This window comes from Marisediminitalea sp., from assembly GCF_984433645.1.
Genome location: NZ_CFIDRX010000159.1, coordinates 1 through 10,036 on the forward strand (window position 1 = coordinate 1; position 10,036 = coordinate 10,036).

8 protein-coding genes are annotated in these 10,036 nt (G+C 52.8%); 3 read left to right on the top strand and 5 right to left on the bottom strand.

Translation table 11 applies throughout. From position 1 onward, the window contains the following. The 5 genes from AC4MRN_RS16485 to AC4MRN_RS16505 all read right to left on the bottom strand — a co-directional run. Positions 1–1,111 (bottom strand): acyl-CoA dehydrogenase family protein (locus AC4MRN_RS16485; RefSeq protein ID WP_491203889.1); only part of this gene is annotated, 1,111 nt, incomplete at its 3' end. A gap of 12 nt (positions 1,112–1,123) precedes the next feature. After that, entirely contained in the window at positions 1,124–2,320 is a 1,197-nt protein-coding gene (locus AC4MRN_RS16490) for an acyl-CoA dehydrogenase family protein (RefSeq protein ID WP_073323486.1), read from the bottom strand. 94 nt (positions 2,321–2,414) lie between these two features. Next, on the bottom strand, positions 2,415–3,677 hold the full coding sequence (locus AC4MRN_RS16495; protein ID WP_370240008.1) for an acyl-CoA dehydrogenase family protein: 1,263 nt from the start codon (positions 3,675–3,677) through the stop codon (positions 2,415–2,417). A gap of 25 nt (positions 3,678–3,702) precedes the next feature. Further along, positions 3,703–4,692: an NADPH:quinone oxidoreductase family protein gene (locus AC4MRN_RS16500; protein WP_491203890.1), complete on the bottom strand. Its 990-nt coding sequence runs from the start codon at positions 4,690–4,692 to the stop codon at positions 3,703–3,705. Next, positions 4,692–5,756, bottom strand: coding sequence for an alcohol dehydrogenase (locus tag AC4MRN_RS16505; RefSeq protein ID WP_491203891.1), 1,065 nt, complete (start codon positions 5,754–5,756; stop codon positions 4,692–4,694). The genes AC4MRN_RS16500 and AC4MRN_RS16505 overlap by 1 nt, the downstream gene beginning before the upstream one ends. A 292-nt stretch (positions 5,757–6,048) precedes the next feature. On the opposite strand from AC4MRN_RS16505, the gene AC4MRN_RS16510 reads away from it, so the two are divergent. The 3 genes from AC4MRN_RS16510 to AC4MRN_RS16520 all read left to right on the top strand — a co-directional run. Further along, positions 6,049–8,145: a 3-hydroxyacyl-CoA dehydrogenase NAD-binding domain-containing protein gene (locus tag AC4MRN_RS16510; protein WP_491203892.1), complete on the top strand. Its 2,097-nt coding sequence runs from the start codon at positions 6,049–6,051 to the stop codon at positions 8,143–8,145. Positions 8,146–8,160: 15 nt separating this feature from the next. Next, on the top strand, positions 8,161–9,345 hold the full coding sequence (locus tag AC4MRN_RS16515; protein ID WP_491203893.1) for an acetyl-CoA C-acyltransferase: 1,185 nt from the start codon (positions 8,161–8,163) through the stop codon (positions 9,343–9,345). A gap of 69 nt (positions 9,346–9,414) precedes the next feature. Continuing rightward, a partial coding sequence (locus AC4MRN_RS16520; RefSeq protein WP_491203894.1) for an MFS transporter occupies positions 9,415–10,036 on the top strand: 622 nt, incomplete at its 3' end.

Consider the following 10,036-nt stretch of genomic DNA (forward strand, 5'->3'; position numbering starts at 1 on the left):
GGTTGTCTAAGTGGATGTCCATGGAGCCAAACAAGGTGTTGATCATGGTAAGGCGTTTGAACATGTGGCCTACGTCCAGTTCATCGGTCACGCCCATGCCGCCGTGCAGTTGCACTGCGGTTTGGCCTACCAGACGCGCTGCCTGACCCACTTTCCATTTCAGGAACTGGCTGGCTTTATTGGCTTCTGCTACTGCTTCTTCGCTGTCACTTTCACCAATGGTGATAGCCGCGTAATACACCATTGAGCGGGCTTGTTCGCATTCCATAAACATGTCGACCATGTTGTGTTGCAGGATCTGGAACTTCGCAATGGGCACGTCGAACTGCTTGCGCACTTTGGTGTACTCCACCGTGGCTGCGAGCATTTTGTCCATCACGCCAACGGCTTCTGCCGATACGGCTACAATGGCGTCATTCAGTACAGCCTGAATCACAGCTGCCGCATCGTCGCTGTCGCCCAGAAGTTCGGCGGCGACGTTGGTAAAGGTCAGGTCGCTGGCTCGGGCACCATCGTTAGTCGGGTAGTGATGCGCTGCAACGCCTTCGGCGTTGGCGTCTACCAGGTACAGGGCAATGTTGTCGTTGTTGTTATGTGAACGCGCGGCCACAACCAGTTTGTCGGCGCTCTGGGCGTGCAGTACAACCTGCTTCTTACCGTTGAGTACTACACCGCTGCCTGCTGTGCTGGCTTGTGTACTAATGCTGCTGATGTCGGTAGCTGACTGGGCTTCCAAACCGGCAAACGCCAGTTTTAGTTCGCCGCCCACAATGCCGCCAATCAAGGTATCTTTTTGCTCAGCCGTGCCGCCGCGCTGAATAGCGTTACCGGCCAGTACTACGGTAGACAGGTAAGGCTCGACAATCAGGCCTTTGCCCAACTCGGTCATTAACACCATCAGGTCGGTTGCGTTGCCGTCAAGGCCACCAAATTCTTCAGCAAAGGGCAGGGCCAGCCAGCCCAGTTCTGCAAACAACTGCCAGTTGTCTTCGCTGTAGCCCAGTTCTGAATGACTGTGCTTTTGGCGCGTTTCAAAGTCGTAATCGTTGTGAATGAATTTACCGGCGCTGTCTTTCAGCATTTGCTGAATATCATTTAATGCAAAATCCATGATTGACTCCCGTTACAGTCCAAGCACTTGCTTGGCAATAATGTTTTTCTGAATCTCGTTACTGCCACCATAAATAGTGACCTTACGGTTGTTGTAGTAATGCGGCGCGGCATTCGGTGCGAAGAACGGCTCAATGCGAGGCTCGTAACCAGCTTCGTCGTACTGCTCGGGTACAAAGGGCAGCGCATAGATGCCGGCGATCTCCACATAGAGTTCGTCCAGTGCCTGTTGGATCTCGGTGCCTTTGATTTTCAGAATGGATGACTCTGGGCCCGGTGCGGTACCAGTACTGACTGAAGACAGCACGCGTAAGTCGGTGAACTCCAGTGCTTTAAGCTCCATCTCAACCTGTACAACACGGCTCATAAACACACTGTTGTTTTTCAGGTCCGGGCAGCCTGCTGGTGGCTGGTTTAGCAAGTCGTACAAGGCGCTCAGGCGCTGCTTGGAAACCGCCACACCAGCAATGTTGGTGCGTTCGTGGGTCAGCAGTACCTTGGCGTAAGTCCAGCCGCGGCCTTCTTCACCTACCAGGTTTTCTACCGGTACTTTCACGTCCTGGAATGCTACTTCGTTTACTTCGCGGCGGCCGTCCAGGGTAATAATTGGTTTTACCGATACGCCCGGTGAGGTCATGTCGATAAGTAAAAAGCTGATGCCTTTTTGTTTGCTGTCTTCGTCGCTGGTACGAACAAGACAGAAAATCCAGTCGGCGTGATGACCCAGTGTTGTCCAGGTTTTGGTACCGTTAACAATGTAGTGATCGCCATCGCGTACGGCGCGGGTTTTTAAACCGGCCAGGTCAGATCCGGCATTCGGCTCAGAGTAGCCCTGACACCACCAGGTGTTCGACGCCAGAATGTCAGGCAGGAAGCGCTGTTTTTGTTCTTCGTTGCCAAAGGTGTAAATGATTGGCGCAACCATCGAGTAACCAAATGGGATCTGGCGTGGCGCTTTTGCCTTGGCTGATTCGGTTTGGAAAATGTATTTCTGTGTGGGCGTCCAGCCGGTGCCACCGTGTTCAACTGGCCAATTAATGCCAGCCCAGCCTTTTTTGTATAGCGCTTTTTGGTAAGCAACGGTGACTTCAGCACTAAAGCTTAACCCGTTGTCGATGTGTGCCTGAACGGATTCTGGCAGTTCTTCGCGGAAGAAGGTTTGCACTTCCTGTTGGAAGGCCAGTTCTTGTTCGGAGAAATTAATATTCATAAAACTGTATCCTGCAAAAGTGACGCCCAATAATAGGTTAATCAATCATCATTTGCAGTATACAGTTTCACATAGCGAAATCAACAGTTCATTTTTAATTTATTTCGTCATATTCAGGACGAAAATAAAAATGGCTGACATCCACCGCTTTTTCGTTGGTGCGTTTGATTTCCATACGGGCGATTTTGCGGATATGCACTTCGTCAGGACCGTCTGCGTAGCGCAGTGCTCGCCCCTGCGACCACATATCGGCCAGCGGCAGATCTTCCGAGGTGCCCATGGCGCCGAAAGTTTGCATCGCCCGGTCTACTACCGTGGTGTGCAGGGTAGGGATGAGTGCTTTGATTAAGGAGATATCATCGGCGGCTGCTTTAGATCCCACCTCATCTATTTTCCAGGCGGCTTTGAGTACCAGTAGGCGCGCTTGCTCTATTTCTATCCGCGAGCGGGCTATCCAGTCGGCTACGGCACCGTGCTGATACAAAAACTTGCCATTGGTTTTGCGTTCCTGTGCCCTGCCTATTAATAGCTGTAGGGCCAGTTCGGCTTGTCCGATGGAGCGCATACAATGGTGAATGCGGCCCGGGCCTAGTCTCGCCTGGGCCATGGCAAAGCCTTTGCCTTCCTCGCCCAGTAAATTACTGGCCGGTATGCGTACGTTGTCGAACAGGATCTCACAATGCCCATGGGGGTTAGTGTGATTCATGACTTTTAAGTTACGTAGAATCTTCACGCCGGGGGCGTCGCGAGGGATCAGCACCATACTTTGCTGGTGGTGCGGATTGGGGTTATCCGGATCGGTTTTGCCCATTAATATAAACAGCTTACAGTGGGGATGCGCCGAGTTGGAGATATACCATTTGCGGCCCGACACAATATAGTCGTCACCGTCGCGTGCAATGCGGGTCTGAATATTGGTGGCATCCGATGAGCCTACGTCGGGTTCGGTCATGGCAAAGGCTGAGCGTATTTCACCGTTCAGTAACGGGTTCAACCATTGTTCGCGCTGCTCGGGCGTGGCAAATAAATGCAGTAACTCCATGTTGCCGGTATCGGGCGCATTGCAGTTAAAGACTTCTGAGCACCAGGGTACCCGGCCCATGATTTCCGCCAGCGGGGCATATTCCAGATTACTCAGGCGCGTGCCGGGTTCGTTGTCTTGTAACCCTGGCAGAAATAAATTCCATAGTCCTTCGCTCTTCGCCAGTGCTTTCAGGTCGGCCATAAATGACACCGGATATTGCCCGGCTTTTACTTCGTCGCGGTATTGTTGCAGGCGCGGATAAATATGCGCGTCCATAAAGGCGGTCAGTTGCTGCTGCAACTGTTTTACGCGTTCGCTGTGTTCAAAATGCATAGTGTCCTCGCTGTGTTAAGCCGTGTTAAACATTGATAAGAGGCGAAATAATCAGCTTGCCGCGGGCTTTGCGATTAATCACATCGGCAAACGCTTCGGCGGTGTTGGAAAGTGGGTAGGTGGCATCAATGTGCACGTGTACTTTGCCGGATTGATACCAGTCGAGCAGTTCACGCATATTGTCGGCATAGGCTACCGGGTCGCGTCGGGTAAAAGCACCAAAGAACACGCCCACCAAGGCGTACTCTTTTACCAGCGCCAGGTTTACCGGAAACTTGGGAATATCACCGCCGGCAAAACCGACGACCAGTAGTCGTCCTTCAGGGGCCATATTGCGGGTACATATATCGAATAGCTGGCCGCCTACCGGGTCATAAACCACATCTACGCCTTTGCCGTTGGTCAATGCGCGCAGTTGGGTCTGCAGATCGTCGCTGCTGTAGTTAATCAGCTCGTCGGCGCCGTTTTCTTTAGCAAGCGCTAGTTTTTCTTCACTTGAGCAGCCCGCAATAACCTGGGCTCCCATAGCCTTGCCAATTTGTACAGCTGCCAAGCCTGTGCCGCCTGCGGCGCCTAATACCAGTAAGGTTTCACCCGCTTGCAAATTAGCGCGTTGTTTAAGTGCGTAATGGGCAGTACCGTGAGCCAGTATTAAGCCGGCTGCTTCGTTCATGGGAATAGCTTCTGGTACCGGAATTAAACGCGCAGCCGGTACACTGATGAATTCGGCACAGGCACTATAGTTGGTACTAAGACCCACAACGCGATCGCCTTTTTTAAGGTGAGTCACGTTATCGCCTACGCCTTCCACCACGCCGGAAAACTCGGCACCGGGTACAAACGGGCGCTCAGGTTTGGCCTGATATAAGCCTTGTACTAATAGTGCATCCGGGAAGTTTACGCCGATGGCACTTACCTTTATTAAGGCTTCGTCGTTACCGGCAACAGGCAGGGGCCATTCCCCAAAAGCGAGCTGGTCCAGTGGGGCAAATTCATTGCAAATCACGGCTTTCATTATTTGTCTCCTGCTGTGTCAGGGGTAAGTACTACGCGGCCGGCCACTTTACCGTCGCGCAGATCTTCCAGTGTCTGGTGGGCACAGCACATGTCGCGCTGAGAAATTTTGATGGGGGCAATTTTACCTGCATGCACCAGCGCCATGAGCGCGTGCATGTCGCTGAGGCTACCCACAAACGAACCTTTAATCGTAATGGCTTTCAGCGGCAGAATTGGCACCGACAGCGGCATGGCTCCGCCGAACAAACCTACCACAACCAATGTGCTGCCTTTATTCAGGGCCTGAACGCCGAAACCGGCACTGCGATCGGAACCCACAAAGTCAACGGCAGCTGCTACGCCACCGTAAGTGCGTTTGATGAGCGCACCAAGCGCAGCCTGATCGCGCGGATCGATAACCGCATCGGCACCTTCATCTAATGCAAGCTGACGTTTGGATTCGTCGATATCGGCCACAATAATTTCGCAGTCGAGCAGGGCTTTAGCAACCGCCAGACCGCTCAGGCCCACGCCGCCTGCACCAATGATCAGTAGCTGACGTCCTTGTACGATATCTTTGATTTGTTCGATGGCGCTGTAAGCCGTTACGCCGGAGCAGGCGTAGGTACAGCCCAGCTCGGCTGGCAGGTCTTTCAGCGGGAACAGATACTTGCTGTCTGGCACTACCACATAGTCGCTGAAGCCACCGTCTACGGCAATACCCAGTGATTTGGGCTGATAGCAGAGGTGTTCTTTGTCGGCCTTACACAGTGGGCATTTGCCGCAACCTATCCACGGGTACACAATGACTTTGTCGCCAACGTTGGCATCGGATTGATCGCCACAGGCCACGACCTCACCCGCTATTTCATGGCCGAGTGTAAAAGGCAGTTTATGGCTGCCGCGCATATCAATTTTGTGGTCGCCGCCTAAATCGAAATAGCCTTCCCATACGTGAATATCGCTGTGACACACGCCACAGGCATCAATCTTTATCAGTACCTGGTTCGCTTCTGGTACCGGTGTTGGGTAATCATGGCTGCAGAGCGCCTCGCCATAATCTGAAAACTGTTCACTTTTCATAATCGTCCTATTTCAATGCGTTCAATGTCTGTCTGTTCAAATTGATATATCGCGAAAAATAATACCGCATAGCGAAACTTTAAGTCTACATAAACTTAACAATTTAGTGTGAATAGTGAACTGAACAGCACTCAAGTGGACGCAGCGGGGCGAAACATAGCACTAAACACGTCGTTTTCGTCACATATTATTGGCTAAATGATTTTTAAATACCGCATGGTGAAATTGTATTTTACAAATTTAATTGTGTTGGGTTAGTATGCCCACAACTTACTCATACAGGAAACACACTATGACTTCTGCTGTAATGATGCATATCGTCGACAACGTCGCCGTCATCGAAGTAGATAACCCGCCGGTAAATGCATTGTCTTTTGCTGTACGAAGTGGGTTGCAAACAACGCTGCGTGAAGCCGAGCAAAATGCCGCGGTTGACGCCATTGTGCTGAGCTGTCGTGGTAACACCTTTATTGCCGGGGCGGATATCACCGAGTTTGGTAAACCCATGCAACCACCGGCACTGCCCGATTTATTAAGCGAAATGGATACCCTGACCAAGCCTATGGTGGCGGCATTACATGGCACGGCACTGGGCGGTGGTCTGGAAGTCGCACTGACATGCCATTACCGGGTGGCACTGGATTCTGCCAAAGTTGGCCTGCCTGAAGTGTTGCTGGGAATTCTGCCTGGCGCAGGCGGTACTCAACGTTTACCGCGTATCGCCGGTGTGGAATTGGCGCTGGATATGATCACCAGCGGCCGTAAGGTATCGAGTAAAGAAGCCGCCAAGGCAGGCTTGATCGATAAAGTGGTAAGCGATGATCTGCAAAGCGCGGCGATTGCGTTTGCTAAAGAAGTGGTAAGTAATAATGCACCGCTTCGCCGTATAAGCGAGTTAACGGCAACGGTGTCTGACCCGGCCATATTTGACCAGTTCCGCGCCAAGCTGGCGAAAACCCGTCGCGGCTTTGACGCGCCCCAGCGCTGTGTCGATACCGTGCAGGCAGCGGTAGAGCTGGATTTTGCCGATGGCATGAAGAAAGAGCGCGAGCTGTTTTTGGAACTGATGCAAGGCACGCAGTCGAAATCGCAACGTCATATGTTCTTTGCGGAACGCATGGCTGCTCAGGTGCAAGGCCTGTCGAAAGGCACGCCGACACGAGATATCAACAGTGTCGCCATTATTGGTGCAGGCACCATGGGGAGCGGCATTGCTATCAACTTCACTAATAAAGGCATTCCGGTGACCATGCTTGAGCTGAGCTTTGAAGCACTGGAGCGCGGCATTAAACATATTCACCGTTATTACGATGGCCAGGTAGCAAAAGGGCGCATGAGTGAAGAGCAGGCCGCGGCCGCAAAACAACTGGTGTCGGGCACCGACAACTATGCCGACTTGGGCGACGTGGATCTGGTGATTGAAGCGGTGTTTGAAAGCATGGCGGTTAAACAGGACGTGTTCACCAAGCTCGACAAATACTGTAAGCCCGGTGCCATTCTGGCCAGTAACACCTCTACGCTTGACGTAAACACCATTGCGTCATTTACCTCGCGTCCACAGGACGTGATTGGTCTGCACTTCTTCAGTCCGGCTAACATTATGCGCTTGCTGGAAGTCGTGCGCGCCGACAGCACAGCCGACGACGTACTCGCCACCGCCATGAAACTGGCCAAGCACATTAATAAAGTGGGCGTGGTGTCTGGTGTGTGTGACGGCTTTATTGGTAACCGCATGCTGAAAGGCTACGGCCGTGAGGCGGGTGCACTGTTATTGGAAGGCGTATCGCCGGCACGTATCGATAAAGCCCTGTATGACTTTGGTATGGCCATGGGCCCGCTCACCATGGGCGATTTGGCTGGACTGGACGTGGGTTATCGCGTGCGTAAAGAACGCCGTGAACGCGGAGAATATGTGCCCGAGACCGACGGCGCTATTGCAGACCGTTTGGTAGAAGCAGGGCGTTTGGGCCAGAAAGCAGGCAAAGGTTACTACCGCTATGAAGAAGGCTCACGCACGCCTATTCCTGATCCGGAAGTCGACGCCATCATTAAAGAGGCGATGGATGCACTGGGTTGCGAACCCCGCGATATCGACGATGAAGAAATCGTAAAACGCCTTATTTACCCGCTGATCAATGAAGCGGCCCTGATTCTGGACGAAGGCATTGCCCAGCGTCCGTCTGATATTGATGTGGTGTACATCTATGGCTATGGCTTCCCGGTATACCGCGGCGGCCCGATGTTTTATGCCGATACCGTGGGCTTGCCCTCGATTGTGGCTGACATGGAACAGTTCCAGGCGCGCTACGGCGACGACTGGCAGGTTGCGCCATTACTGAAAACCCTTGCCGAACAAGGTCGCAGTTTTGCTGACCTGTCATCTAAATAGTTGAGGAGAGAGATTGTGACTGATGCAGTAATTGTAAGTACCGCACGCACGCCCATTGGCAAAGCGTACCGAGGGTCGTTCAACAATACCCATGGCGCAGAGTTAGCCGGCCATGCGATTGCCCAGGCAGTGCAACGTGCCGGTATCGACGGCGCAGAAGTAGAGGATGTATTAATTGGTTGTGGTCTGCCGGAAGGCGCTACAGGCGGCAACATTGGTCGTCAGGCTGCACTCATGGCGGGCTTACCGGTGACTACCGCCGGCGTAACCATTAACCGTTTTTGCTCTTCTGGTTTGCAGGCCATCAGTATGGCGGCACAGCGCATTATTGTCGATGGCGCACCGGTAGCGGTTGCGGGTGGGCTGGATTCCATCTCGTTGGTGCAGAACAACAACATGAATAAATTCCGCGCTCACAGCGAGGCGTTGAAAGCGAAGCACTCCGGTATTTATTTGTCGATGATTGAAACCGCCGAAATTGTGGCCAAGCGCTATGGTATTAGTCGTGAGCAAATGGACGAATACGCATTGCAGAGTCAGCAGCGCACAGCGGCAGCTCAGCAAAACGGTATTTACGACAACGAAATTGTGCCAATGGATGTTGTGCACACGCAATACGACAAAACCACGGATACCACTGAGCTGGTAAATAAAACCGCTACGTCTGATGAGTGCAACCGCCCGACCACTACGTTGGATGGCCTCGCGGGTCTGAATCCGGTAATCGACGGAGGCACCATTACCGCCGGTAACGCCAGTCAGTTGTCGGACGGAGCATCTGCCAGTGTCATGATGTCGGCAAAGGAAGCACAAAAACGCAACCTACCGGTACTGGGTACTTATCGCGGCATGGTTGTCACCGGCTGTGAGCCCGATGAAATGGGCATTGGCCCGGTATTCGCGGTACCCAAGCTGTTAAAGCGTCATGGCTTAACCGTGAACGATATTGATTTGTGGGAGCTGAATGAAGCGTTTGCGGTGCAGGTACTGTATTGCCGCGACAAGCTGGGTATCGATAACGACAAGCTCAACGTCAATGGCGGGGCTATTTCGATTGGTCACCCTTATGGCATGAGTGGCGCCCGTATGGTGGGTCATGCGTTGTTGGAGGGACAGCGTCGTAAAGCCCGTTATGCGGTTACTACCATGTGTATTGGCGGCGGTATGGGCATGGCAGCTTTATTTGAAATCAACAGCTAATACTAAGCCTTATATGGCGACACAGTTGTACCTCGTGCACCGGCTTACCCGTCGACTATGGTAACGCTGGTGCTTTTTATTGCCCTGTTGGCTACAGCCATGGGGCAAAGCGTGGTGATGACAATACTGCCAGCCCTTGGCAGGGAAACCGGACTGTCCGAGCTTCAGGTAGCGGCAATACTGTCGTCGTCTGCCTGTATTTTTGCACTGGGTAGCACCCGGTGGAGCTACTATGCGGCCCGGGTGGGTAATCGGCGTACACTCATTTATGGTTTGTCGGGGTATTCCCTAGGGACCCTGTGTTTTGCCAGTGTGTTTAGTGTTGGGCTCGCAGAATGGCTTACCGGCTACGCGCTGTTTGGGTGCTTATTGGCAACGCGGGTGGCGCAATCCACTATTATGTCGGCCACACCGCCAGCGGCGGTTGGCTATGTAATAGGCTATGTGCGGCAGCAGAACCTGCATTCGGTGGCCACGCTCAGTCGGGTCACGTCTGCCAATAATCTCGGGCAAATACTGGGGCCGGGGTTGGCTGGCCTGCTGGTTACCTATGGGCTGGTAGCCCCGCTGTACGCCATTATTGTATTAACGTGCCTGGCGTTGTTGTTGGTGTGGAGAAAATTGCCTGACGAGCCTCCGTCGCAGCCGGTTCCCCCAAAAGTATCAACGAGTGCCGACGTTTCGGCTTCGT

Excerpts from the sequence above, each read along its gene's own strand:
- AC4MRN_RS16505 (WP_491203891.1), bottom strand. The coding sequence starts at position 5,756 with ATGAAAAGTGAACAGTTTTCAGATTATGGCGAGGCGCTCTGCAGCCAT.
- AC4MRN_RS16500 (WP_491203890.1), bottom strand. The coding sequence starts at position 4,692 with ATGAAAGCCGTGATTTGCAATGAATTTGCCCCACTGGACCAGCTCGCT.
- AC4MRN_RS16495 (WP_370240008.1), bottom strand. The coding sequence starts at position 3,677 with ATGCATTTTGAACACAGCGAACGCGTAAAACAGTTGCAGCAGCAACTG.
- AC4MRN_RS16510 (WP_491203892.1), top strand. The coding sequence starts at position 6,049 with ATGACTTCTGCTGTAATGATGCATATCGTCGACAACGTCGCCGTCATC.
- AC4MRN_RS16490 (WP_073323486.1), bottom strand. The coding sequence starts at position 2,320 with ATGAATATTAATTTCTCCGAACAAGAACTGGCCTTCCAACAGGAAGTG.